Genomic DNA, 22,773 nt, shown 5'->3' with positions numbered 1-22,773 from the left:
GCCGGACCATGGCCTACACGCCCGAGAAGCCGAAACTGGCTCGATCCAGCGAGGAGCTGCGCGCCAGCATCCCCGGCTGGGGTGCCGACCTCGACCCGAAGGACCGCCCGTCGGTGCCCCGGGAGCGGTTCGACCCGGACCTCAACGGGGCACACTGGCGGTTCCCGGAACGACAGCCCGAGAAGTGGCCGCGGGAGAGGTCAATCGAGCACCAGTTCCTCACCCCCGTGTTCGGCACGTCGTGCCCGCCCAAGGGGCTCTCCGGGGTGCTGCGCCGGTACGCCTACCGCACGTACAGCGAGGCACGCGCCGCACACTGGCTGCTCCTGCTGGCCGCGGACCGGGTGGACGCGGTGGAGAGCACCCTCGGGTCGTTCCTGACCCGCCGCCCGGACAACCCGCTCGCCGAGACCGGTGTCCGCAGCGAGCTCTCCCACCACGGGCTGGCCTCCCGCGCCCGCGGCCGGCGGGTGGATCGCGTACACCATCCGCTGGACCCGGTCGTCGTCGCGGCGCCCTGGTTGCTGGCGGGAGGGGCCGCCTACCTGGCCCTGAGGCGGATCGCCCGACGCCGACCGGCCTAGCATCCAGCTACCCGCGGCGGCTGCCGTGCGGTCCGACGACCTCGCCCGGGGCCGGGGCGGGCGGTGGTATGAAGGCGGAGGGAGGCGCCGGGAGTCCGGGAGGAGCCGCGATGTCGAGCAGCCCGGACGCGCTGCTGCGACGCCGCGACGAACCGCTCCAGGCATCGTTCCTGGAACTCTTCTTCGACCTCGCCTTCGTCCTCGCGCTGCGGCAACTCTCGCTCGTCCTGCTCGCCGACGTCTCCGTCGCCGGGGTGGCCCGTACCGCCCTGCTGCTGCTGCCGCTCTGGTCGGTCTGGGTGGTGACGGCCTGGTTCACCGACTGGTACGACCGCGCGAACCCCCGGGTGCAGGCCCTGCTCATCGGCACCACGCTCGGGGTGCTCCTGATGAGCGTCGCGATACCGGAGGCGACCGGGGACCGGGCCGGTCTCTTCGCCGGGGCGTACGTCGCACTGCACCTCGGCCGCAGCATCGTCACGTCGGTGACGCTACGTGGGCACGCCCTCCGTCGCCGGACGCTGCGCGTCCTGGTCTGGTTCGGCGCGTCCGGGATCTTCTGGTTGGCCGGGGTGGTGTGGCCGGGGGTACGGTTGCCGGCCTGGACGGTGGCCGTGGCGCTGGACTACGCGGCGGCGCCGCTGGGCTGGCCCACCCCCGGCCTGGGTCGCGCGCAGCCGGGCGAGCTGCGGCTACGGGGCAGGCACCTCACCGAACGGTTCCAGCAGATCTTCATCATCGCGCTCGGCGAGTTGATCATCACAGCGGGACTGGCGTTCTCCGCGGCCGGTCTGGGTGTCGCGCACTCCGTCGCGTTCCTGCTGGCCTTCGCCATAGCGGCGCTGACCGGCCGGCTGTACGTCACGCCGGCGGGCCGGTACCTGGGCGCCGCCATCGACGAACGGGACCCCACCCGGTTCGGCGTTCTCGCCGGCAACCTGCACCTGGTCATGATCGCCGGCGTGGTGGCCACCTCGGTCGCCGCCGACCTGGTGATCGCCCATCCCACCGAACGGGCACCCGGCACAGCGGTCGCCATCACCGTCGCCGGCCCCGCGCTCTTCCTCGCCGGCCGGGTCGGCCTGTCCGCCGTGATCTACCGCCGGGTCTCCCGTCCCCGGCTCCTCGGCCTGCCCGCCCTGGCGGTCATCGCGCTCGCCGGACCCGCGATGCCGCTGCTCGGCGTCGCCGCGGCGACCGTCGCCGTCCTGATCACCGTGGGAATCCTCGACGGCCGCTCCAAACGCTGGGAGGCCGCGCCGGAGTGATCGGCGCGGTACGACAGCGGAATGAGGTGGACCCCCGCCCGGGGCGCCCGACGTCGCGACCCGGAGATCCGTCTCGCTCTCCAGCCTCGCGTCCACGGCACCCACCGCCGCCACGACCGCGCCGAGCTTGACCGATTCGGCCGCGTCGACCGACGGCGCGGGTCACGATGAGTCGGACCGGGACGCGAGAGCGGGGAGACGACAGTGCGGATTTTCGTCGCCGGAGGAACCGGGGTGCTGGGTCGGCCCATCGTCGAGGCGCTGGTGGACCGGGGCCACGAGGTGGTGGCCACCAGCCAACGCCCGGAGAAATTCTCCGTCATAGAGGCGCTCGGGGCGCGGCCGGAACTGATGAACGGACTCGACGAGGCCACGGTGCGCCAGGCGATCGGCCGGGCCGAACCGGAGGTCATCGTCAACCAGATGACCGCGCTCTCCGCGCCGTCCCGCGACTACGCCACCTGGCTGGCGGTGACCAACCGGCTGCGCGCCGAGGGCACGAGGACACTGATGGCGGCGGCTCGCGAAGCCGGCACCCGTCGGGTCGTCGCCCAGAGCGCCAGCTTCATGACCCAGCCCTCCGGGTCCGGTCCCACGGACGAGGCATCACCGCTGTACCTGGACGCCCCGGAGCCGATCCGCAGCCACGTACAGGCGAACACCGCGGCCGAGACGCTGGTGTTGGAGACACCGGGGATCGACGGCGTCGTCCTCCGGTACGGCTTCTTCTACGGCGAGGGCACCGCGGTCGGTCCGGATGGCGAATGGGCCACCGGGGTCAGGTCCGGCGCGGTGCCGATCGTCGGCGAGGGCACCGGCCAGTATCCGTTCGTGCACGTGCGCGACGCGGTGGCGGCCACCGTGACAGCGGTCGACCGGGGAAGCCCCGGGATCTACAACATCGTGGACGACGAGCCGGCCCCCCAGGCCGAGTGGCTGCCGTACCTGGCCGACATCCTCCACGCCCCTGCGCCCGGGCGCGTGTCCGAGGCGGAGGCCGAGGAGCAGATCGGCGTGCAGGCCGTCTACTACGGCACCCAGCTCCGCGCGGCCAGCAACGCCAAGGCCAAGGCCGAGTTGGGGTGGACCCTGGAGTACCCGTCGTGGCGGGAGGGATTCCGAGAGCTCTTCGGGTAGCTCGCGGTGGAGCATCCGTTCCGAAAACCGGCTAACTCTCGTCGGTTTCCCCCCACGCGGCGGCGACCAGGGCCGGGAGGACCTGTGCCGCGGTGCCGCGCAGGTTGATGGCGCAGACCGGGTCGAGGGGGGTCGGCTGCGGGTTGACCTGGATCACGGTGGCGCCCGAGCGCGCCGCGACCTGCGGGATCTCGGCGGCCGGGTACACGACGCCGGCGGTGCCGACGGTCAGCAGCAGGTCGCAGGCGACGGCCGCTTCGACCGCCGCGGTCAACGCCGTCTCGGGCAGCGGCTCACCGAACCACACCACCCCCGGGCGGACGAGCGCGGTGCAGGACGCGCACCGCGGCGGTGGCACCCGGGAGCCTTCGTGCGGCTGACCGGGGCCGCCCGAGGTGTCCCCGAAGGTCGCGGGGTGGGCGGGCACCGCGGTGCAGCGGGGTGTGAACAGGCTACCGTGCAGGTGGATCGGGGCTCGGGTCCCCGCCCGTTCGTGCAGGTCGTCGACGTTCTGGGTGATGACGGTGCAGTCGAGGACCCGGGTCTGGATGGCGGCGATCGCCCGATGACCGGGGTTGGGCTCGGCTCGGGCCACCCGCGCGCGCCGCCATTCGTACCAGCCCCAGACCAGGTCCGGATCGGCATGGAACGCCTCGGCCGTGGCGAGCCGCTGGGCGTCGAACCGCGCCCACAAGCCGGTGAGGGCGTCCCGGAAGGTGGGCACCCCGCTCTCGGCGGAGACACCGGCGCCGGTGAGGACGACGACACGGCGCGCGTCGCCGAGGAGTCGGGCGGCGCGCCGGAGCAGATCAGCTTCCATGTGTGCAGATCCTGCCAGCACGGGGTTCAGCCGCTCCGGTCGTCCGGTCCCACCACGGCGTCGACCTCGAACTCCACCAACCACTCCGGGTCGATGAAGCGCGACACTTCCACGAAGGTGCACGCCGGGCGTACCTGAGCGAAGCGTTCGCCGTGTGCGCGCGCCGCCTCTCGCCACCGGGCGATGTCAACCAGCATGACCCGGGTCCTGATGACGTCTGCCAGCGTCGCACCGGCGTCGCGCAGTGCCTGCTCGGCGATGTCCAGGCAACGCACGGACTGCGCGTACACGTCTCCCGGGCCGGCTGTCGTCCCGTCGTCCGCGATCGGCGCGGTGCCCGCCACGGACACGTACGGCCCTATCCGCACCGCGCGGGAGAAGCCGATCTCCGGTTCCAGCGGTGATCCTGACGTCACCGAACGGCGAGGATAAGTCACGGCCGAGAGCATCGCAGAAAGATGTGGATCCCGGGGTGACCGACGAAACCGCCGCCCTCCTCACCACGCCGGCGCGACGGCGCGGTCACCCCTCGGCGGCGAGGGCGAGGATGTCCCGCGCCACGGGCAGCGCGGCCTCCCGGTGCGCCGGGACGAGCCCGATGCGGGTGCGCCGGTCGAGCAGGTCGTCGACGGTGAGCGCGAGTTCGTGCCGGGCGGCCCAGAGCAGCTCGGCGCCGGTGACCGGGATGTCGGGCCCGATCGGCCGGCGGAGTCCGGCCGGCGCCCCGGCCAGGACGTCGACCGCCTCGGTGCCGTAGCGCTGGACCAGCCGGCGGGGCGCCGGAACCCGGGCCAGTTGCGCGCGGCTCGCGGCACCGGGGAGCGGAAGCCGCCGGGTACGGCAGGCGCCGGCGGTGAGCCCGCGCCCGCGCACCGCGGTGTCCACCGCGTCCTGCGCCATCCGGCGGTAGGTGGTGAGCTTGCCGCCGACCACGCTGATGATGCCGTCCGGGTCGTCGATGACCGCGTGCCGTCGGGAGATGTCGGCGGTCCGGGAACCACCGTCGGCCAGCAGCGGGCGGAACCCGGCGTAGGCGCCGAGGACGTCGGCGGGTCGCAGGGGCGCGTCGAGGACACTGTTGAGCACGTCGAGCAGGAACGCGATGTCGGCCTCGGTGGGTTCCGGCACGTCGGGAACGGGCCCGTCCACCGCCTCGTCCGTCAGGCCGGCGTAGACCAGGCCGTCGGTCTGGGGCAGGGCGAAGACGTAGCGGGTGAACTCGCCGGGCACGGGGATCGTCAGCCCCGCCCAGAGCCCGCCCAGGCGGGCGGCGGACAGGACGATGTGGGTGCCCCGCGACGGTCGTAGCCGGACGTGTGGGGTGAGCTCGCTCGCCCAGACGCCGGTGGCGTTGATTACGGCGCGGGCGGAGACGTGCAGCCGACCACCGGTGCGGGTGTCCTCGATGGTGGCACCGTCCCGGTGCAGTTCGACGGCCCGGCAGCGGGGCAGGATGCGGGCGCGCCGGGCCGCGGCCGCGCGAGCGAGGCCGACGACGAGTCGGGCGTCGTCGCAGAGCTGGCCGTCCCAGGACAGGTGCGCCCCGCGCAGCCCCGCCCGGCGCAGCGCCGGTGCCATCGCGCCGGCCTCGGCCGCGCCCAGCCGGCGGGTGCCGGGAAGGGTGCGGCGGGAGGTCCCGGCGCAGGTACGCAGCAGGTCTCCGGCGCGCAGCCCCGCCGCCGCGGCGCGGTCCTGCCAACCGGTGGTGAACCCGGTCGACGGGAGCAGCATCGGCAGGGCGCGCGTGAGGTGCGGGGCGGTACGGGTCAGCAGCAGGTGGCGTTCGGCCGCGCTCTCGTAGGCCACGCCGACCTGACCGTGGGCGAGGTAGCGCAGGCCACCGTGGACGAGCTTGGAGCTCCACCGGGAGGTGCCGTGCGCGAGGTCGTGGGCGTCGACGGCGACCACGGAGAGCCCACGGCTGGCGGCGTCGAGCGCCACCCCCGCGCCGGTGACGCCCAGCCCGACCACGAGCACGTCGACGGCGAGGCCCGCGGCCAGCTCGTTCAGGTCACGGTCACGGCGGGCGCCGGTCAGCGATGCTTCCACCGGGCCTCCTTGCTTCTGAGTGACATTGGATGTAACTCTGTCACACATGAATGAACGAGGGGAAGCGTCGAGCGCCGGTTGGGCCCGCTGGGGGACGGCGGAGGCCGCGAAGGAGCTACCGGACGCCGCGAGGAAACTGCTGGCGCAGGTGCTCGACCTGACACCCCCGCCGACGACCGTGCCGCTGGCCGAGGTCGCCCTGCCGGACTGCGAGCTCGACGGCGCGGTCCTCGACGCGCTGCGACAGGTGGTCGGCGACGGACACGTGGTCACCACCGCGCCGGCCCGGGCGCGGCACGCGGCCGGCATGTCGACGCCCGACCTGCTGCGCGACCGGCTCGGTCGGCCGGCCCTCGCCCCGCAGGCGGTTCTCCGCCCGGCCGACCACGCCGAGGTCCTGGCCGTACTCGACGTCTGCTCCCGGCACGGCGTGGCGGTGGTCCCCTTCGGTGGCGGCACCTCCGTCGTGGGTGGCCTGACACCCACCGCGGCCGGGCACGTCACCGTCGACCTCAGTCGACTCGACCACCTCGTCGCCGTCGACCCGGTGTCGCGGACCGCGACCCTGCAGGCGGGGCTGCCCACCCCCCGGGCCGCGGAGCTGCTCGCCGCGCACGGGCTCACGCTCGGCCACGTTCCCCAGTCCTACGAGTACGCGACCATCGGCGGGTTCGCCGCCACCCGCTCCTCCGGCCAGGCATCGGCCGGCTACGGCCGCTTCGAGGACATGGTGACGGCGTTGACCGTCGCCACGCCCCGCGGCACCCTGCGGATCGGTCGCGCTCCGGCCTCCGCCGCCGGTCCCGACCTGCGGCAGCTTTTCCTGGGCAGCGAAGGGACGCTCGGCATCATCACCGACGTCACCGTGCGGGTACGACCCCTGCCGGCGCAATCCCACTACGAGGGCTGGCGGTTCGAGTCGTTCGCCGCCGGCCTGGAGGCCGTACGCCGGTTGGCGCAGGACGGGCCGCGACCCACGGTGCTGCGGCTCTCCGACGAGGTCGAGACGATGATCGGGGCTGCCGGGTCCGGCCGCTCCGACGGCGGATGCCTGCTGATCGCCGGATACGAGGGCGGCGACGTCCGTGCCACCGCCGACGCGGCCGCCGGCGTGCTGGCCGCACACGGCGGTGTGCCCCTCGGCGCGGAGGCGGGGCAGCAGTGGGCCCGGCACCGCTTCGACGCCCCGTACCTGCGCGACGCGCTGCTGGACGCGGGGGCGTTCGCCGAGACCCTGGAGACGGCGGCGTACTGGTCGACGGTGCCGCAGGTGCACGACCGCGTCCGGCAGGCCATCCTCGACGCGCTGCCGGACGGGGCGCTGGTGCTGGGTCACGTCTCCCACGTCTACGAGACCGGCGCCTCGCTGTACTTCACCGTGATCTGCTCCCCCGGGCCGGACCCGATCGACCGTTGGCGCACCGCGAAGGCGGCCGCCAGCGACGCGATCGCCGCCGCGGGCGCCACCATCACCCACCACCACGGGGTCGGCGCCGACCACCGGACGTGGTACGCCGCCGAGATCGGTGAGGTCGCCGTCGACCTGCTCCGGACGGTCAAGCGGCACCTGGACCCGGCCGGCATCCTCAACCCCGGCATCCTGGTGCCGTGAGGTGCGCGCCTTCGCCGTGATCCTCGGACCGGCCGCACGCCGGGGACTGTCCCGCCTGATGCCGGTGGCCCACCACCTCCGCGCCGCCGGCGCGCGGATCCGGGTGGAGTACACGCAGACCGCCGAGCAGGCCCGCCGGTGCGCCGCCGAGGCGGCGCGGGCCGGTGAGGTCGTCGTCGCCGCCGGGGGCGACGGCACCATCCGGCTGCTCGCCGGTGCCGTCGTCGACGCCGGCGGCCTGCTCGGCGTCATCCCCGCCGGCCGCGGCAACGACCTGGCCCGCCAGCTGAAGCTGCCGCACTCCCCCACCGAGGTCGCCGACCTGCTGCTGCACGGTCGGCCACGGCACCTGGACGTGCTGCGCGTCGCCGAGCACACGATCATCGGCAGCGTCTACGCCGGCATCGACGCCGCCGCCAACGAGCTGGCCAACCGGTCACGCCTGCCCGCGTCGCTGGTGTACCCCACCACCGGGCTGCGCGCGCTGCTGCGCTGGCCCCGCACCCGGTACACGATCACGCTCGACGGCCGGACGGAGCAGGTGCACGCGTACACCGTCGTCGTCGCGAACTGCGGGTACTACGGCGGTGGGCTCCACATCGCCCCCATGGCGCGGCCCGACGACGGGGCTCTGGAGGTGGTGGTGATCCGACACGCCAGCAGGCTGCTGTTCCCGGTCGCGCTGTGGCGCATGCGTACCGGCTCGCACCTGCGGCTGCCGCAGGTCACCTTCCAGCGCGGCAGCTCGGTCACCGTACGCGCCGACCGTCCGGTCGCGGTGTACGGCGACGGGGACCCCGTCGGCCGGGAAGCGGAGGTGCACGTCGAGGTACGGCCGGGAGCGCTGCGGATCATTGCCGGCCAGCGGCCGTGACACCGGCCCTAGTCCGGGCGCAGGTAGCCGTCGACCAGGCGGGCCAGCTCGCGGTCGAAGTCGGCGACCGGCGCGCCGTCGGCGACCGTACGGACGGAGAGCACGAAGGACTGCGTGGTCAGGAAGACGGCACGGGCCATCAGCTCGGCGTCGCCGGGCCGGACCGAGCCGTCGGCCTGGCCGCCGGCCACCGCCGCCGCGAGGAACCGCAGCATCTCGTCCTGACCGCCGCCGCGCCGGTCCAGGAGGTACGGCAGCAGCACCTCCGGGTCGACGTCACGGATCTTGCACAGCAGCGGGTGCTCCCGCAGCAGCCGCGTGCCCGCCGTCACCCGCGCCACCAGGCGTGACCGGGCCGGCCCGGTCGGCTCGTCCTCGCCGGTGGCCACCAGCACCTGATGCCACTCCCGGCTCATCAGGTCCCCGATCAGTGACTGCACGTCGGGCCAGCGCCGGTAGACGGTCATCCGCGAGACCCCGGCCCGGCGCGCCACGTCCGTCAACGTCGTACGGCGCACGCCGTAGGCCAGCACGCAGTCCCGGGCGGCGTCCAGCACCAGGTCGTCCACGCGGCATGTCTACCACGCCCGGCGGCGGCACCGGTGCACACCCGACCCGCCGCCGATCGCTCACGGCAGTACGCGCACCGCCAGGGTGCAGGTGTCGTCGTCCGGACTCGGGTGGTGCAGGAGGTCCCGGAGCCGCGGCAGGGTCTGCTTCCCCGGTTCGCGGGACAGGGTCGACAACCCTCGCATCACCGGGACCAGCAGCTCGTCGACGTCGGCCGAGCGTCGCTCCACGAGTCCGTCGGTGTAGAAGAGGAGCAGGTCGCCGGCGCGCAACGACTGCGCGGCGACCGGGTAGGTGACGGTCTGGTCGACGCCGAGGAGGACGCCCGACGGCCGGTCGAGCGTGGTGGTCGCCCCGGCTCGGGCCAGCAGCGGAACCGGATGGCCGGCCTGGGCCCAGCACAGCGACCGGGTCGAGGCGTCGTAGAGGGCGGCCACCGCGGTCCCGGTGACGCCCAACTGCCCGCAGAGCCGGTTCAGGTGGCCGAGCAGCACGCCCGGATCCCGGATCCCGATCGACAGCCACGCGACCAGCGCGAACCGGAGGTGGGCCATGCCGCTGGCCGCCCCCAGGCCGTGCCCGGCGACGTCTCCGACGGCGAGCGCGACCAGGCCGTCCGGCAGGGTCTGCGCGTGGTACCAGTCACCGCCGACCTGGAGTACGCGTTCCGCCGGCAGGTAGCCGACCAGCACCTCGAGACCCGCGAGTGACACGGGGTCGCGGGGCACCGGCTGGATCAGGTTCTGCAACTGCCCGGCGAGCCGGTGCTCCGCCAACGCGGTCATCTCGCGCGTCCGCAACTGGTCGCTGAGACGCTCGATCGCCGTCCGCGAGTCCACCCGCGCGGTCACGTCCTGCACCACGGCGTAGACCTTCATCGGCGCCCCGTCGCCGTCCCACGCGGCATCGGAGAGGATCCGCAGGTACTTGACCGAGGTGCCGGCCCGGAAGCGCACCGTGACGTCCGAGGACCCCCCGCTGTCCAGCGTCTGCCAGGCCGCCTCGCGCAGTCCGTAGTCGTCGGGGACGAGCGCCGCGGCCTGCTCGGCGCGCGACATGGGGCCCAGGGCGGGATCCCGTTCGAAGATCCGGAACATGCCGGGTGACCACTCGCTGCGCCCGGTGACGAGGTCGTACTCGGCCCAACCGAGGCTCCCCAGCAGCTCGGTGCGCTCCAGTCGGCGCCGGTCCTCGTCCAGGCGCTGCCACCAGACCAGCAGGCCGCCGAGGACCCGATGGGCCGTCACGTCGAACAGGGAGTCCGCGACGACGCCCGCCCGGCTGCCCACGTAGCGGAAGTCGGGCAGCCGGCGCGGCTCTCCGCTCGCCAGCACCTGGTGGTAGGTCAGCCAGAGCGGACCGCCGACGATGCCGGGGTACAGTTCGCTGAGCAGCCCACCGATCCGCCCGGCGCCCCGACCGTAGACATCGCCGGCCTGGTCGCTCGTCGCCGCGATCCGGAAGTCGACGACCTCCCCGTCGGCCGCCGTGACCGGCAGCAGCCACGTGCAGTTGGCCGGGATCGCGGAGAGCACCTCACGCACCGCGGCCACGGTGGAGGCACCCGGCGATGACGCGGCGGCATGCGGAACCGGCAGGCCATCGTGAACCATGCGAGCAGCCTAGCCATCGTAGCGGCGACTCCGGGGCATCCGCCCACGCCGGCACCCGGAGGCTCGTAGGCCCACGCGAGCGTCGTCATGACGACGCTCGCGAGCACAAGGAGCTGCCATCGTTCGCGCGGCGCGAGTCAGGCCGGGTCCAGCCGGTAGTGCAGGCGGAGCGCGAGCGACCGGTAGACCCGCAACTCGTGGTCGGTGCGCAGCACACCGCGGTGATCCCGGTAGACGTGGAAGCGTTCGTGGAGGGGAACACGCGCGGCCCAGGCTCCGCCGCCGCCGTCCCGGACCACGACATAGGCTCCGTCGCCGCCGAAGACCCCGGGCGGCGAAGACAGCACCAACGAACCGTCGGCCTGGATGCTGGGACGCAGGAAGACCTGCACGTTGCCGGACTCCAGTGGGAAGGCCACATGTACCGAGGGCTGGTCCGAGCCGGGCAACAGCCGGGCCGAGTAGCAGCCGCTGTAGACGAACTCGCCGGTGGCCGAAAGGGTCCGCAACCATCCGGCGGCGTGCTGGTCGCCGTGGGCGTCGACGATGTGCACGACACGCGAATCCATGCCGTGGGCGACGTCGAGTGGGCGGGTCGGCAGGGCGAGCTGCTGGACGCGGCGGCCGAAGAGCCGACTGACCAGCTCACCGCCCGGCTGGAACCGCGCCGACCACTGCGCCCAGACCTCCATCCGCCAGCTCGCGGTGTGCTCGTAGAAGTGCCGGACCGTCTGGTCCAGCTCGGCGGCGCGGAAGCCGGCACCGTCCAGAAGCGACATCGAAGACAACAGACCGCCGCCGGCGACATCCTCCCGCACGACGCCGCCGACGCGCTTCGCCTCGGCCGTGAGCCAGGAGGCCCCGACCGGTCCGGGACCGCAGGTCGGCGCGTCCAGCCATTGGTGGCGGCCGTCCAGGTCCACCCGGCGGCCGACCAGGCGCCACCAGGCGCGCGAGCCGAGGTCGAGTGCCCTACCGAGGCGCCCACCGGTCACTGCGGCATCCTCCCCGGCAGTCGTCGGCCTTGACTGCCTGAGCCATCGACACGTAACGCACTTCGACACCGGCACTGGTGGACTCACCGCTGACCGCGGCCTGCAGAGTGACCGCCCGCCGGATCCGGGCCACACTACCGGGGCGTCAGCACACAGAACCCGTTGCCGGCGGGGTCGGCCAGCACCACCCAGTCGACCTCGCCCTGACCGATCTCGATGGGAAGCTCGTAGAATCCGCCGTGCCAGTTGTCGGCCTCCGTGGACGCGGCCGGATTCGTCATTGATCGACACCCATCAGATCGGCCGCAGCGGTCCACCGGGTTCAGCCGCTCCTGCTCTGACACGATGGCGGAGTGCGCCCCAGCACGCCGGCGATAGCAGGACCTACTCGCCGGATTCCGCCCTGTGACCACGATTGAAGCCCGAAGTCGCGCTGCCCTGGTCGGGTGACCTGGCAAGCTGACCTGGTTGCCAGGTGAGCGGTACGTCCGGGCGCTCACCGACCGCGCGGAAAGACGTCCTCGCCGCTGATCACGAGGCATCCGAACATGCCGCCGAGGACAGCTCGCTGGTGCTCCGTCAGCGGGTTCGCGAAGACCGCGACGCCGACCTCCGCGGCTCGGCACAGGTGCGCGATCTCGCGCGCCTTGCCGGGGCTGATCAGTGTCCGTCGGGAGAACGGCACGTTCATCCTGGCCGCACCGCCGTGCGAGACACCCCTCCGCTGTACGTGCCGGCCCACCACCCGCCCACCACGTGCCGCCACCGAAGCCGCCAGCAGATCGAGCTTCGCGCCGAACTCCTTGTCCTTCGCGGAGAACAGGCCGACGAGCACCACGTCGGCACCCGCCAGCACAGAGGCCGGTAGCCCGGTCGGATCTCGCCGCACGGTGCCATGGTGCCAGACCCCGCACGGGCATTCGCTCGGATCGGACAGGTCAGGTCGTTCGTGTCCGTCCTCGGAAGGTCGTGCCGGCCACCACCGCCAGGCCGATCACCGCGGGCAGCCCGACCAGGGCCATGGCCGCACCGACGTTCAGCGTCGAGGTGTTCGCGGCTGGCCGATGGTGCCAGCACCAGCAGGGCCGCGGTGCGGTGGCCGACGGAGAGCACGGTGAATCCGGACCCGGGCGGACCGGGCGCCCGGGCGGCGGCGTCGGCCAGTCGCGGCGTGAACACCGACGTACCGAGACCGACCAGCAGACACCCGATGAGCGCCGCAGGCTGGTCGGGCCTTGTCGGCCGGATTGGTGTCGTGGACCACCGTGGTGATGTCGCCGAGCGCGGTCACCAGGGTCGTGGTTTCTGCTCGGCTCATCCGGCGTGGGGTGATGCCCGCGTTCGCGTGGGAATCTGCTTCCGCGCGGGCGCGCTCGGCCTGTGTCTGTGCGATCCAGCCGTGACGGCCGACGCGTCATCGACGCTGATTCGGTCGCCGGCCATCCCGGGTCTCGACATGCACCACGTGAGCGCCGCGTTCGGCTGACCGGTCCGTTTCGTGGAATGCCTACGTGTCGAGGAGGAGCGCTTCGGCGCCCACCGGGCGAAATCCCGCCGCCTGGAAGGCGCGCACACTGCGCGCGTTGCCGGCGGCCTGCTGTGACCAGACCGGTTGCCCATCGGGCACCAGATGCCGGGCGGCCGTCGCCAGCGCTCGCCCCAGGCCCCGGTGGCGACATCCCTCGTCGACCTCGATGGCCGTCTCCCAGCGGCCCGCCACCCCCCGGTCAAGGACGACCACCCCACCGTCGGCCGCCCAGATGCGGACGTCATCGCGGCGCTTCCGCGCCCTGTCTCCGCGGGGATGATCGGCGTCCACGAGCTCGATCAGCTCCAGCGGTGGCGCACCGGCAAGAGGGGTCGCGACTGTCAGCAGGTCGATGGTGTCCATAGACCGCCGGGTGCGGTCGAGCAGCGCACCCAGGAAACGCGGATTCATGGTGGCCGCCAGAGCATCGCAGTCGAGAACAGCCAGGGTGCGACGTACCCACTCGGGGTCTTCGTCGGTGAACACCACAGAGTGCGCGGTGAAGGCGATCACTCCGGCGTCGCGGTGGCTCGGCTGCGGTACCACGGTGGTCCCGCCGTCCGGCGACGGGAAGTGCCCACGTGCTGCCGCGTCCAGGATGTCACCCAACGTACGACCTCTGGTCATGGTCTCCTCGGTTCCGGCCGGCCCGGGCGCGGTGAGCGGCCGGGCCGGGAGCGCACGCTGGAATGCGCGAGCGTGATTGCCCAGGCGAAAGCCTCGAACGCGGCACCGCCTCGTCCGGGCCAGACCCGTCAGCAGAGCAGCACGCCGGGGGTCCACCGGCCATAGGACGGGCCAGCCAGACGGTCGCGCCGGCGGCGAACCTCAGGTGTCCACCACCGGCGCGACCGCCGCGTCGGGACTGTCCTTTACGCCCTGACAACCGGCAGGAGTCAGATGTCGTTCAGGTCGAACACGCCGAGGATGTTGCCGCCATAGGAGAATGAGTAGAGCGAGGCCTCCACCACGACGAGGCCTCGGAAGGCTCCGTTGTCGTCGATGATCTGCAGGGCCGGCTTGAGGTGGCCGGCGGCCGTCGTTCCAGTGCCGATGCAGCGGTCGGCGTTCACCTCGTACAGCTGGTGGTTGTAGTACATCTTTCGGTCCAGGCCGTTGCCCGCCAGGTAGACCTTGTTGCTGGGAACCACCCCGCCCGCGCCGTCGGATTTCATCGTGGACAGGTTCATGCAGTTCACGTTGCACAGCCGCACCGAGTTGTAGGCATCCGGGTGATGAATCGTCTGCGACGATGCCGGGAATTCGGTGATGGTGCCGTAGTTGTTCTCGACTCCGGGCCCCGTGTAGGTGCCGTGGGCATTGTAGATGTCAGTCACGCTGACTCCGGTGCGGAAGTGCACCGTGCTTCCCCAGCCGAACCCGCGGTTGGCGGTCGGGTGACTCGCCAGGTCCAGCTTGGTCACGGTAGCCATGTTCGAGAACTTCCACCGCTCGGTCTGGGAGTTCGTCGTCCACTGGATCGTCAGATCGCTACCGGAGACGGACCAGGTCCCGTACAGCTGCTTGGGGTCACTCTCGAAGCCCGCAGCCGTGTACACCTTGCAGGTCTGCGCGCAGCCAGCGGTGGTGAAACCCGTTTCCGCCCGGCCGGAGAGGGTCTTGGCGTTCCAAGCCCAGTAGTCGGCACGTGCCGTACCGTCGGAACGCAGGCTGTACTCGGCCAGGCGCACGAACGACTCCGTGCCGACATTGCGCATCAGGGCCACGACGTAGTTCGCCCGCCCACCCGGGGGCACCGCCACGGCCTGCGCCGGTGCCGGCGCCGCCGTCAGAACGGTCAACGCCACCAGCAACAATGTCATCAGCCGGGCACCAAATGGCGATGGTCTAAAGCGGCTCATCAGCACAGACATCAACTCCCTCTCGTCACCAGCCGGCAACCCGTCCTCGGGCAACCGTCGCCGGCACGGGAAGTCTCCGCTGTGCCGACTGCCGGGGAGCTTCGCACAAGACCGTGTTCTCTGGGGCCCCGCTGCATCGGTCGAGGAGATGCCTCAACGCCAATACCCGACGACCTCGCCGAGCCCCGGGAACGAGACCGCTGAAAGCCCTGCATCCAGCCGGAGAAGGTTTAGGAAGATCACCACCGCCTGGGCCACGATGATCCGCAGCACCGGCACCGGTGGACGTTCGGCGGCGAGCGCCGTTTCCCGCAGAGCGGCCACCCGGCCGCGGCGGAGCTGGGAGGCTGGGACCGCGTGGCGTGGTGGACCGGCTGAGCCCACCGGAGCCGGCCGGACCGGACAACCGTGAGGAGCACCGATGGTGGACCGCGACGACCTTCCCGCGCCACAGCACGGCCTGGTGGTCACGCACTTTCTGACGGTGCGCGACGTCGCGGTCTCGCGGGAGTTCTACGCCGACATCTTCGGCGGACAGGTCGTCCTGGCCGAGAACCCCGCGATCGTCCGGATCGCCAATAGTTGGATCATCATGAACCCGGGCGGTGGACCCACCCCCGACAAGCCCGGCATCACCCTGGCCCCACCCGAGCCGGGCGACCCGGTATCCGCGTTCCTGAACGTCCGGGTTGCCGACATCGCCGCGTTCCACGCCGACGCTCGGGCGAAAGGCGCGCGGTTCCTGACCGAACCGCTCGACCGCAAAGCGGAGGTGCGCTGCTACCTACGCGACCCGGACGGCTACCTCATCGAGATCGGGCAGGCCACCGGGATGCTGCACGGGCTCTTCGCCGACAGCCCGGGCGACCACACCTAGCAGCCCGGCGGCGGCCGACAGGGGAATCGCCGCGACCATCCCGATCAGGATCGAGCGGGCCGCGAGCCGACGTACGAAGGGGGTCGAAGGGGCGACCGGCCGCCGCCCTTCGACCCCCCACATCCACCAGGGTTCAGTTGTCGTCGGTGATTCCGTAGCGCCTGCGGGCCTCCTGGACGGTCTCCGGCTTGACCTCGCCGCGCCGGGCCAGGGCCGCGAGCGCCGCGACCACGACCGACTGCGGGTCGACCCCGAAGTGGCGGCGGACGGCCTCGCGGGTGTCGGAGAGGCCGAAGCCGTCCGTACCGATCGAGTGCCAGTCCTGCGGCACCCACTGGCTGATCTGGTCCGGGACCGCCCGCATCCAGTCGCTCACGGCGAGCACCGGGCCGGGAGCGCCATCCAGCGCCCGGGTGACGTACGGGATCCGGTCCTCGCCCTTGAGCAGCGCGGCGTCGCAGTCCAGGGCGTCGCGGCGCAACTCGCTCCAGGAGGTGGCAGACCACACGTCGGCCGCCACGTTCCAGTCCGCGGCCAGGAGCCGCTGGGCCTCGAGGGCCCAGTGCATCGCGGTGCCGGAGGCGAGGAGCTGCAGGCGCGGCGCATCCGCCGTCACCTGGTCGGCGTCGGCTTCCCGGTACCGGTAGAGGCCCTTGAGGATGCCCTGCTCGACGTCGGCACCCGACGGCATCGGCGGTTGGACCTTCGCCTCGTTGTAGACCGTCAGGTAGTAGAAGACGTCCTCGGCGTCCGGCCCGTACATCCGGCGCAGGCCGTCGCGGACGATCACGGCGATCTCGTACGCGAAGGCCGGGTCGTAGGCGATCGCCGCCGGGTTGGTGGACGCGATCAGGTGGGAGTGCCCGTCCGCGTGTTGCAGGCCCTCGCCGGTCATCGTCGTACGGCCGGCGGTGGCACCGATCAGGAAGCCACGGCCGAGCTGGTCGGCGAGCGCCCACATCTGGTCGGCCGTCCGCTGCCAACCGAACATCGAGTAGAAGATGTAGAAGGGGATCATCGGCTCGCCGTGGGTGGCGTACGACGTGGCGGCGGCGGTGAAGTCGGCCATCGAGCCGGCCTCGGTGATGCCCTCGTTCAGGATCTGCCCGTCGCTGGCCTCCTTGTAGTACAGGAGCGTGTCGCGGTCGACCGGGTCGTAGGTCTGGCCGTGGGGCGAGTAGATCCCGGCGGACGGGAAGAGCGACTCCATGCCGAAGGTACGCGCCTCGTCGGGGACGATCGGCACCCAACGCCTGCCGGTCTCCGGGTCGCGCAGCAGATCCTTGACCAGGCGGACGAAGGCCATGGTCGTCGCGATCTCCTGGCTACCGGAGCCCTTGGCCAGGGTGTCGAAGGGCTTGGCGGGCGGCGCGGGCAGCACCACCGGGTGGACCCGACGGGCCGGCGCGGGGCCGCCCAGCGCGGCCCGGCGCTCGTGGAGGTAGCGGACCTCCGGCGAGTCGGCGCCGGGGTGGACGTACGGCACCACGTCACCGTTGAGCTGGCTGTCCGGGATGGGGAGTTCGAGGAGGTCGCGCAGCGCGCGGAACTCCGTCCCGGTCAGCTTCTTCATCTGGTGGTTGGCGTTGCGCGACTCGAAGTTCGGGCCGAGCGTGTAGCCCTTGACCGTCTGGGCGAGGATCACGGTCGGCGCGCCGCGGTGCGTGACGGCGGCCCGGTAGGCGGCGTACACCTTGCGGGGTTCGTGGCCCGCCCGCGAGGTGTGGAAGCACTCGGCGATCTGCGCGTCGGTCAGCACCTTCGCCATCTCGACGAGCGCCGGATCGGCGCCGAAGAAGTGCTCGCGGATGTAGTGGACGTCCCGGGCCGCGTAGGTCTGGAACTGCCCGTCGGGGACCTCGCGCAGTCGGCGTACGAGCGCGCCGGTGGTGTCGAGGGCGAACAGGTCGTCCCAGGCCGAGCCCCACAGCGACTTGACGACGTTCCAGCCCGCGGCGCGGAACTGTGCCTCCAGCTCCTGGACGATCTTGAAGTTGGCGCGCACCGGACCGTCGAGCCGCTGGAGGTTGCAGTTGATCACGAAGGTGAGGTTGTCCAGGCCCTCGCGACCGGCCAGGGCGAGCGCGGCGGTCGACTCGGGCTCGTCCATCTCGCCGTCGCCGAGGAACGCCCACACCCGGGAGGCGGAGGTGTCCTTGATGCCGCGGTGCTGGAGGTAGCGGTTGAACCGGGCCTGGTAGATCGCCGACAGCGGGCCCAGGCCCATCGACACGGTGGGGAACTCCCACAGCCACGGCAGCCGGCGCGGGTGCGGGTAGGAGGGGAGGCCGTCGCCCCCCGCCTCCTGCCGGAACCGGTCGAGGTGGCCCTCGGTGAGCCGCCCCTCCAGGAAGGCCCGGGCGTAGACGCCGGGGGCGGCATGGCCCTGGAGGTAGAGCTGGTCGCCGGAGCCGTCGGCCTCCTTGCCGCGGAAGAAGTGCTGGAAGCCGGTCTCGTAGAGCCAGGCGGCGGAGGCGTAGGTGGCGATGTGGCCGCCCAGCCCGTAGCGGCTGCCGCGGGTCACCATCGCGGCGGCGTTCCAGCGGTTCCAGGCGGTGATGCGCCGTTCCATCTCCTCGTCCCCGGGGAACTCAGGCTCGGCGGCGGTCGGGATGGTGTTGAGGTAGTCGGTCTCCACCAGCTTCGGCAGCGCGAGACCGGAGCCCTCGGCGTGTTCGAGAGTGCGGCGCAGCAGGTACGAGGCACGGTGCGGCCCGGCCGCCGCGGTGACGGCGTCGAGCGACGCCGCCCACTCGGCGGTCTCCTCGGGATCGCGGTCCGGGATCTGATCGAGGGGGCTTGGGGTGTTTCGCCCGATGTCGGTCATGATGGCCGCCTTCCGACGGTCCGGGACCTCGTTGTCCTCAGGACGGAGGTCGAGACGGTGAGGCAGGAGGACCGGTCCGCCGCAGCTCGCGGCCGGTGGTCCGGGGCCAACGATAGCTCTGATCGATGATCGATCAAACTTTGCCAAGGGCGTCCGCGCTGGTGGTGTAAGTGGCGTCTCAGTCGCGGAATCAGACCTGAGGGGCGCAGCCGAGCACGTGCTCCTTGACCAACTCGTCGACCCGCGGATCCCGCCGCCGGAAGGCCTCGACGATGGCCTCGTGCTCCTCCGCGTACGACTGCTGGCGGGTGCCGAGCCACCGGATGGCGAGGGTGGTCCACACCTCGATGCCGAGCGACTCCCAGGTGTGCAGCAGCACGCTGTTCCCGGACGCGCGCACCAGTTCCCGGTGGAAGGCGACCGTGTGGCGTACCTGGGCCGCGGCGTCACTCCTGCGGTCGGCCTCGCGGAGCGCGGCGACCTCGGGCTCCAGGACGGAGACGTCATCGTTGAGCCGTGGCGCGGCGAGCGCGGCGGCGACCTGCTCCAGGCCGGCCCGCACGGGATAGATCTCCTCCAGGTCGGCGGCGGAGAGATTCCGTACCCGTACGCCCTTGTTGGGTGCGGACTCGATCAGTCGCAGCGCCTCCAACTCGCGCAGCGCCTCCCGGATGGGTGTCTGGCTGACCTCCAGCTCCACCGCGATCCGCCGTTCCACGATCCGCTCCCCCGGCTTCCAACGCCCGCCGACGATCCCCTCGACGATGTACTCGCGGATCTGCCGAGGCAGCGAGTGGACGACGGGCGGGGCCATGGGTCACTCCTCGGGAGGTTTGGTGGCTACTCAGACAATACGCAGGCCACCCCGGGGCGCGACGGGAGCCGGGACGGCGGGGCCGGAGCGGCGGCGCCGCTCCGGCCCCCGTGCGAGCCACGCCTACCGTACGGTCAGCGCACCTCGATCCTGTCGATGTCGGGTGAGCAGACCGGCGTCGTGCTGTCGATCTCGATCGTGTTGGCGCCGGCCCACAACTGCACGGCCACGGTCACCGTGGCCGTGATGTCCCAGCCACCGCTGGGCGGCGACGTGTGGCCGGACGGCCTCGGCCCGTTCGTCGAGGTCGTGCGCTCCCACGGCATGCAGTTCGGGCGCTGGTTCGAGCCCGAGATGATCAACCTCGACTCGGAGCTCGCCCAGCGACATCCGGACTCGTCCCGGCGGACACGGCCCTCAACGCCGTCGGCGACGCCGCCGGCCTCGCCCCCGACGGCGTCCACCCGGCCACGAGATGCTCGCGGCCCTGTGGTTGGAACACGCGACCGCCCAGTTGACGGCGGCGCTCCGGCGTTCAGGTGACGCGCCGCCTCGCCCCGGGTCGGAAGCTCCGGTGCCCACCAACTGATCCGCGGACCGGGTACCGAAACTCCTGGCAGGGGACTAGAGATCCACGCCACACGATCCGTCGCAGTACGGAGCGAGCCCGGTGGCACCGCAGGCGCAGGCCGCCATCCGAGTTTCGCGGCGCATTCCGACACCCTCGTCGGGCTGGTCCGTCCGCACCCGCAGGTCGCCTCGCAGGAGGAGGGGACCACCGGGCACCGCTCGTACGGTCGTCACCGGATCAGGTTGCTCGGTGTCGGCACCGGTTGTCGGCCGGTACTGCAGAGCTCCGGTCGGGCACCGCCGGATGACGGTCGCGACCTCGTCTCCCGGTGCGGCCCCGGGCAGGATCCAGGGGCGTCGTCCGACGTCGAACACCTGCGGTAGACCCCGGACGCACTCGCGGGCGTGCCGGCACCGGCGAGCGTCGAAGCTGACCAGGATCTCCGGGCCGGAGTACCGCTTCCCGTCCTCGAAGGGGTCGTGCGCGGCCGGCTCGGTCACGGGAACCTCACCAGGTCGGCGTACTCGGGATGACGGCGGATGTAGGAGGCGACGAGCGGGCAGAGCGGGGTGACGAACCGGCCCTGCCGTCGCACGTCGTCAAGCGCCGCTCCGACCAGCCGCGAACCCAGTCCGCGCCCCTGGTAGGCGACGTTCACCTCGGTGTGGGTGAACACCACCCGGTCGCCGACGAGCCGATACTCGGAGGCGCCGGCGAAAGTGCCGTCAACCAGCACCTCGTACCTGTCCAGTTCCGGATTGTTCCGGATGACGATCATGTCCACGTCACTCACTCTCCGCCTCCTGGTTGATCGGCCCCGCCAGGTGCACCCGGAGCGGTCGTCCGTGCTGCGCCACCTTCATGCCGGTGCCGTTCGTTCCGAAGCCCGGCGTCTCGGCGCCGAAGCGCTGGAACACCTGAATTGGCTCGTCGACGACCTGCGGGATGGCGGCGGCATGGGAGGTCGGTGTACCGGAGTCGTCCTGCGGCACGTCACCGAAGGTGTCGAGGCCCCACCCGAGATCAGGCATTGGCGGGCTCCTGGGTGAGTAGTTCCCGCACCCGCGGTGCGACCTCACGGCCGAGCAGCTCGATGGTGCGGGCGCGGGCCTGGCGGGGCAGGTGCATGATGTCGTACTTGAGGTCGAAGCGGCTGAGCCGCAGGTCGCGGGCCACCTGGGCGATCTTCTGAGCGACCGTCTCGGGCGAGCCCACGAAGAGCGCCCCGGAGTCGATCTCGGCCGCGTACCGTTCGCGGGTCGGCTTGTGGAAACCGCGCTCCCGGGCGGCCTGCTGCATGACCGGCTCCCAGTAGCGCCACCAGGTCTCCGCGGCCTCGTCGTCCGTGTCGGCGATCAGTCCGAGCGAGTGCTGCCCGATCGGCCGCGCGGAGTGCCCGAACTGTGCGAGCGCGCGGTGGTAGAGGTCGATGTGGCCCGCGAACCGTTGCGGGCGCCCGCCGATGATCGCGAGCATGAGAGGAAGCCCGTAGCGGGCGGCGCGGATCACGGAGTTCGGGCTGCCGCCCACGCCGATCCAGGTGGGGATGCCTCCCGGCTGCATCCGGGGATGCAGCCGCTGCTCGACCAGCGGGCTACGGACGGTGCCCGACCAGCTGACCGGGTCCTCCCGCTGGAGCCGCATGAACAGGTCGAGCTTCTCCTCGAACAACCGCCGGTAGTCGGTCAGGTCGTAGCCGAACAGCGGGAACGACTCGGTCGCCGAGGCGCGTCCGAGGACGAGCTGGGCGCGGCCGTTCGACACCGCGTCGAGGGTCGAGAACTCGTGGTAGAGCCGTACCGGGTCGTTCGTGCTGAGCACCGTGACCGCGGTGCCGAGCTTGATCCGCTCGGTCGCCGTCGCGATCGCCGCGAGCAGCACGGGCGTGGCGGAGTCGTTGTGGCCCTCGCGGTAGTGCTCGCCCACGCTGAACACGTCCAGGCCAACCGACTCCGCGAGTCGCGCCTCCTCGACGATCAGCCGCACGGTCTCGGCGTCGCTGAGGACGCGATCGCCGTCGGTGGCCACTTCCCCGAATGAGTTGAGTCCGAGTTCGAAGCGTTCGGCCGTCATGGGTTCCTCCTCCTGCTCCGGTCCCGGCGGTGCGGCGGTCAGCCCCGCCGACTGATTGACGTGTCAATCATGCCCACGATATGATTGACACGTCAATTGGAGGACGGATGACGGAGAACACACAGCGGCGGGGGCGCCAGCTCCCGACCACGGAGCAGCTGCGGATCTGGCGCGACTTCATCGAGACGGCGGAGGTACTGAAGGCCGAGATCAGCACCCGGCTGCAGAGCGAGACCTCGCTGTCGCCCGGCGACTACGTGGTTCTCCTCGCTCTGACCGAAGCCGAGGGGGGACGGATGCGCTCCTCCGAGCTCGCGGCCGTCATCGGCTGGGAGCGCAGCCGACTCTCCCACCACCTCGGCCGCATGGAGCGGCGCGCGCTCATCAGCCGCCAGGAGTGCGTCTCCGACAACCGGGGAGCTGAGATCGTGCTCGCCCCGGCCGGCGCCGAGGCGTTCCAAGGCGCCACGGTCCCGCACCTGCGCGCCATCCGCGAGATCTTCGTCGACGCGCTCACGCCCGATCAACTCACCGCGGCAGGCGAGTTGGCTGCGAGCCTCCGCGCGCATCTCGGCTCGTCCCGCCCACGGTGACGATCCGCGGCTGACCTCCCGCGTACGACGAAAGGCCGGCGTACGCGGGAGGGTGCAGGCCGCCCGCGTACGCCACGCCTCGTCGGGTCAGGTCCGCCCGAGGCTG

The 22,773-nt window shown here is 72.0% G+C and carries 26 protein-coding genes; 9 read left to right on the top strand and 17 right to left on the bottom strand.

Going from position 1 to position 22,773, the window contains the following annotated elements:
• Positions 1 to 8 precede the first annotated feature (8 nt).
• The 3 genes from V6U79_RS09010 (at position 9) to V6U79_RS09000 (ending at position 2,989) form a co-directional block, all read left to right on the top strand.
• Positions 9 to 584 (top strand): hypothetical protein, encoded by a 576-nt coding sequence (locus tag V6U79_RS09010; RefSeq protein ID WP_334521966.1) that lies wholly within the window; start codon positions 9 to 11, stop codon positions 582 to 584.
• Between the two features lie 110 nt (positions 585 to 694).
• The gene (locus V6U79_RS09005; protein WP_334614211.1) at positions 695 to 1,852 is read left to right on the top strand and encodes a low temperature requirement protein A; all 1,158 of its coding nucleotides are present in this window, start codon (positions 695 to 697) and stop codon (positions 1,850 to 1,852) included.
• Positions 1,853 to 2,056: 204 nt separating this feature from the next.
• The gene (locus V6U79_RS09000) at positions 2,057 to 2,989 is read left to right on the top strand and encodes an NAD-dependent epimerase/dehydratase family protein (RefSeq protein WP_334521960.1); all 933 of its coding nucleotides are present in this window, start codon (positions 2,057 to 2,059) and stop codon (positions 2,987 to 2,989) included.
• 31 nt (positions 2,990 to 3,020) lie between these two features.
• Here V6U79_RS09000 and V6U79_RS08995 read toward each other — a convergent pair whose 3' ends face one another.
• From V6U79_RS08995 to V6U79_RS08985, 3 genes are all read right to left on the bottom strand, one after another.
• On the bottom strand, positions 3,021 to 3,809 hold the full coding sequence (locus tag V6U79_RS08995) for an SIR2 family NAD-dependent protein deacylase (RefSeq protein ID WP_334521957.1): 789 nt from the start codon (positions 3,807 to 3,809) through the stop codon (positions 3,021 to 3,023).
• 26 nt (positions 3,810 to 3,835) lie between these two features.
• Positions 3,836 to 4,225 (bottom strand): RidA family protein, encoded by a 390-nt coding sequence (locus V6U79_RS08990; protein ID WP_334521954.1) that lies wholly within the window; start codon positions 4,223 to 4,225, stop codon positions 3,836 to 3,838.
• Positions 4,226 to 4,331: 106 nt separating this feature from the next.
• The gene (locus V6U79_RS08985; RefSeq protein ID WP_334521952.1) at positions 4,332 to 5,858 is read right to left on the bottom strand and encodes a glycerol-3-phosphate dehydrogenase/oxidase; all 1,527 of its coding nucleotides are present in this window, start codon (positions 5,856 to 5,858) and stop codon (positions 4,332 to 4,334) included.
• Positions 5,859 to 5,904: 46 nt separating this feature from the next.
• Between V6U79_RS08985 and V6U79_RS08980 the strand changes: the two genes are divergently transcribed.
• Together V6U79_RS08980 and V6U79_RS08975 are read left to right on the top strand one after the other, a co-directional pair.
• Positions 5,905 to 7,470: an FAD-binding oxidoreductase gene (locus tag V6U79_RS08980; protein WP_334614209.1), complete on the top strand. Its 1,566-nt coding sequence runs from the start codon at positions 5,905 to 5,907 to the stop codon at positions 7,468 to 7,470.
• A gap of 1 nt (position 7,471) precedes the next feature.
• The gene (locus V6U79_RS08975; protein WP_334614208.1) at positions 7,472 to 8,344 is read left to right on the top strand and encodes a diacylglycerol/lipid kinase family protein; all 873 of its coding nucleotides are present in this window, start codon (positions 7,472 to 7,474) and stop codon (positions 8,342 to 8,344) included.
• An 8-nt stretch (positions 8,345 to 8,352) separates the two neighbouring features.
• On the opposite strand, the gene V6U79_RS08970 is transcribed toward V6U79_RS08975, so the two are convergent.
• From V6U79_RS08970 to V6U79_RS08950, 5 genes are all read right to left on the bottom strand, one after another.
• Positions 8,353 to 8,913: a TetR/AcrR family transcriptional regulator gene (locus V6U79_RS08970; protein ID WP_334521946.1), complete on the bottom strand. Its 561-nt coding sequence runs from the start codon at positions 8,911 to 8,913 to the stop codon at positions 8,353 to 8,355.
• 60 nt (positions 8,914 to 8,973) lie between these two features.
• The gene (locus tag V6U79_RS08965; RefSeq protein WP_334614207.1) at positions 8,974 to 10,527 is read right to left on the bottom strand and encodes a PP2C family protein-serine/threonine phosphatase; all 1,554 of its coding nucleotides are present in this window, start codon (positions 10,525 to 10,527) and stop codon (positions 8,974 to 8,976) included.
• Positions 10,528 to 10,664: 137 nt separating this feature from the next.
• Positions 10,665 to 11,522 (bottom strand): hypothetical protein, encoded by an 858-nt coding sequence (locus tag V6U79_RS08960; RefSeq protein WP_334614206.1) that lies wholly within the window; start codon positions 11,520 to 11,522, stop codon positions 10,665 to 10,667.
• 134 nt (positions 11,523 to 11,656) lie between these two features.
• The gene (locus V6U79_RS08955; protein WP_334614203.1) at positions 11,657 to 11,803 is read right to left on the bottom strand and encodes a hypothetical protein; all 147 of its coding nucleotides are present in this window, start codon (positions 11,801 to 11,803) and stop codon (positions 11,657 to 11,659) included.
• A 215-nt stretch (positions 11,804 to 12,018) separates the two neighbouring features.
• Positions 12,019 to 12,360, bottom strand: coding sequence for an HflX GTPase family protein (locus tag V6U79_RS08950; RefSeq protein WP_334614201.1), 342 nt, complete (start codon positions 12,358 to 12,360; stop codon positions 12,019 to 12,021).
• A 372-nt stretch (positions 12,361 to 12,732) separates the two neighbouring features.
• Between V6U79_RS08950 and V6U79_RS08945 the strand changes: the two genes are divergently transcribed.
• Positions 12,733 to 13,008, top strand: coding sequence for a hypothetical protein (locus V6U79_RS08945; RefSeq protein WP_334521934.1), 276 nt, complete (start codon positions 12,733 to 12,735; stop codon positions 13,006 to 13,008).
• A gap of 21 nt (positions 13,009 to 13,029) precedes the next feature.
• On the opposite strand, the gene V6U79_RS08940 is transcribed toward V6U79_RS08945, so the two are convergent.
• The 3 genes from V6U79_RS08940 to V6U79_RS08930 all read right to left on the bottom strand — a co-directional run bounded on the left by V6U79_RS08940 (position 13,030) and on the right by V6U79_RS08930 (position 15,236).
• Positions 13,030 to 13,677: a GNAT family N-acetyltransferase gene (locus V6U79_RS08940; protein ID WP_334614199.1), complete on the bottom strand. Its 648-nt coding sequence runs from the start codon at positions 13,675 to 13,677 to the stop codon at positions 13,030 to 13,032.
• A 269-nt stretch (positions 13,678 to 13,946) separates the two neighbouring features.
• Complete coding sequence (locus V6U79_RS08935) at positions 13,947 to 14,924, bottom strand: hypothetical protein (protein ID WP_334521930.1); 978 nt, start codon at positions 14,922 to 14,924, stop codon at positions 13,947 to 13,949.
• Between the two features lie 141 nt (positions 14,925 to 15,065).
• On the bottom strand, positions 15,066 to 15,236 hold the full coding sequence (locus tag V6U79_RS08930; protein WP_334521928.1) for a hypothetical protein: 171 nt from the start codon (positions 15,234 to 15,236) through the stop codon (positions 15,066 to 15,068).
• Between the two features lie 97 nt (positions 15,237 to 15,333).
• Between V6U79_RS08930 and V6U79_RS08925 the strand changes: the two genes are divergently transcribed.
• Positions 15,334 to 15,789, top strand: a complete 456-nt coding sequence (locus tag V6U79_RS08925) for a VOC family protein (protein WP_334521926.1) — start codon at positions 15,334 to 15,336, stop codon at positions 15,787 to 15,789.
• 133 nt (positions 15,790 to 15,922) lie between these two features.
• Here the strand turns inward: V6U79_RS08925 and aceE are convergent, their stop codons facing one another.
• Together aceE and V6U79_RS08915 are read right to left on the bottom strand one after the other, a co-directional pair.
• Positions 15,923 to 18,616 (bottom strand): pyruvate dehydrogenase (acetyl-transferring), homodimeric type, encoded by a 2,694-nt coding sequence (gene aceE, locus V6U79_RS08920; protein ID WP_334521925.1) that lies wholly within the window; start codon positions 18,614 to 18,616, stop codon positions 15,923 to 15,925.
• A 190-nt stretch (positions 18,617 to 18,806) separates the two neighbouring features.
• Complete coding sequence (locus V6U79_RS08915) at positions 18,807 to 19,430, bottom strand: GntR family transcriptional regulator (RefSeq protein WP_334521924.1); 624 nt, start codon at positions 19,428 to 19,430, stop codon at positions 18,807 to 18,809.
• Positions 19,431 to 19,586: 156 nt separating this feature from the next.
• On the opposite strand from V6U79_RS08915, the gene V6U79_RS08910 reads away from it, so the two are divergent.
• Positions 19,587 to 19,973 carry an alpha-galactosidase gene (locus tag V6U79_RS08910; RefSeq protein WP_334614197.1) on the top strand — a complete coding sequence of 129 codons (387 nt, stop codon included), beginning with the start codon at positions 19,587 to 19,589 and terminating at the stop codon, positions 19,971 to 19,973.
• 81 nt (positions 19,974 to 20,054) lie between these two features.
• Here the strand turns inward: V6U79_RS08910 and V6U79_RS08905 are convergent, their stop codons facing one another.
• From V6U79_RS08905 to V6U79_RS08890, 4 genes are read right to left on the bottom strand one after another with little or no spacing between them, the layout of a single operon-like run.
• Positions 20,055 to 20,501 (bottom strand): (4Fe-4S)-binding protein, encoded by a 447-nt coding sequence (locus V6U79_RS08905; RefSeq protein WP_334521921.1) that lies wholly within the window; start codon positions 20,499 to 20,501, stop codon positions 20,055 to 20,057.
• Positions 20,498 to 20,794: a GNAT family N-acetyltransferase gene (locus tag V6U79_RS08900; RefSeq protein WP_334521918.1), complete on the bottom strand. Its 297-nt coding sequence runs from the start codon at positions 20,792 to 20,794 to the stop codon at positions 20,498 to 20,500. The genes V6U79_RS08905 and V6U79_RS08900 overlap by 4 nt, the downstream gene beginning before the upstream one ends.
• Positions 20,787 to 21,032: a hypothetical protein gene (locus V6U79_RS08895; protein ID WP_334521915.1), complete on the bottom strand. Its 246-nt coding sequence runs from the start codon at positions 21,030 to 21,032 to the stop codon at positions 20,787 to 20,789. Before V6U79_RS08895 ends, V6U79_RS08900 begins: the two co-directional genes overlap by 8 nt.
• Entirely contained in the window at positions 21,025 to 22,074 is a 1,050-nt protein-coding gene (locus V6U79_RS08890) for an LLM class flavin-dependent oxidoreductase (protein ID WP_334521913.1), read from the bottom strand. The genes V6U79_RS08895 and V6U79_RS08890 overlap by 8 nt, the downstream gene beginning before the upstream one ends.
• A 107-nt stretch (positions 22,075 to 22,181) precedes the next feature.
• On the opposite strand from V6U79_RS08890, the gene V6U79_RS08885 reads away from it, so the two are divergent.
• A complete protein-coding gene (locus V6U79_RS08885) occupies positions 22,182 to 22,667 on the top strand; it encodes a MarR family winged helix-turn-helix transcriptional regulator (protein ID WP_334521910.1) in 486 nt (161 codons plus the stop codon).
• Positions 22,668 to 22,773 lie beyond the last annotated feature (106 nt).

Source organism: Micromonospora psammae (genome assembly GCF_036902725.1).
In the GTDB taxonomy this organism is placed as follows: domain Bacteria; phylum Actinomycetota; class Actinomycetes; order Mycobacteriales; family Micromonosporaceae; genus Micromonospora.
Note: the sequence above shows the minus strand (reverse complement) of the source record. Positions and strands in the feature narration are given on the sequence as shown.